Annotated in this window: 1 protein-coding gene; it reads left to right on the top strand. The window is 67.9% G+C overall.

The window, feature by feature from the left end; all coding sequences use genetic code 11:
• The coding region (locus Pta02_RS40895; protein ID WP_275409664.1) for a TCP-1/cpn60 chaperonin family protein at positions 1-563 on the top strand (563 nt) is incomplete at both ends.

Here is a 563-nt window from a genome sequence, read left to right as displayed (position 1 = left end):
GACGAGGACGCCCGTCGCGGTCTTGAGCGCGGCATGAACCAGCTCGCCGACGCGGTCAAGGTGACCCTGGGCCCCAAGGGCCGCAACGTCGTGCTGGAGAAGAAGTGGGGCGCCCCCACCATCACCAACGACGGCGTCTCCATCGCCAAGGAGATCGAGCTGGAGGACCCGTGGGAGAAGATCGGGGCCGAGCTCGTCAAGGAAGTCGCCAAGAAGACCGACGACGTCGCCGGTGACGGCACCACCACCGCCACCGTGCTGGCCCAGGCGCTGGTGCGCGAGGGCCTGCGCAACGTGGCCGCCGGGGCCAACCCGATGTCGCTGAAGAAGGGCATCGAGGCCGCGGTCGAGCGGGTCTCGGAGGAGCTGTCCAAGCTGGCCAAGGACGTGGAGACGAAGGCGCAGATCGCCTCCACCGCCTCCATCTCCGCGGGCGACGCCCAGATCGGCGAGATGATCGCCGAGGCGATGGACAAGGTCGGCAAGGAAGGCGTCATCACCGTCGAGGAGAGCAACACCTTCGGTCTGGAGCTGGAGCTCACCGAGGGCATGCGCTTCGACAA

This window comes from Paraplanobispora takensis (assembly GCF_016863195.1).
In the GTDB taxonomy this organism is placed as follows: Bacteria; Actinomycetota; Actinomycetes; order Streptosporangiales; family Streptosporangiaceae; genus Planobispora; species Planobispora takensis.
Note: the sequence above shows the minus strand (reverse complement) of the source record. Positions and strands in the feature narration are given on the sequence as shown.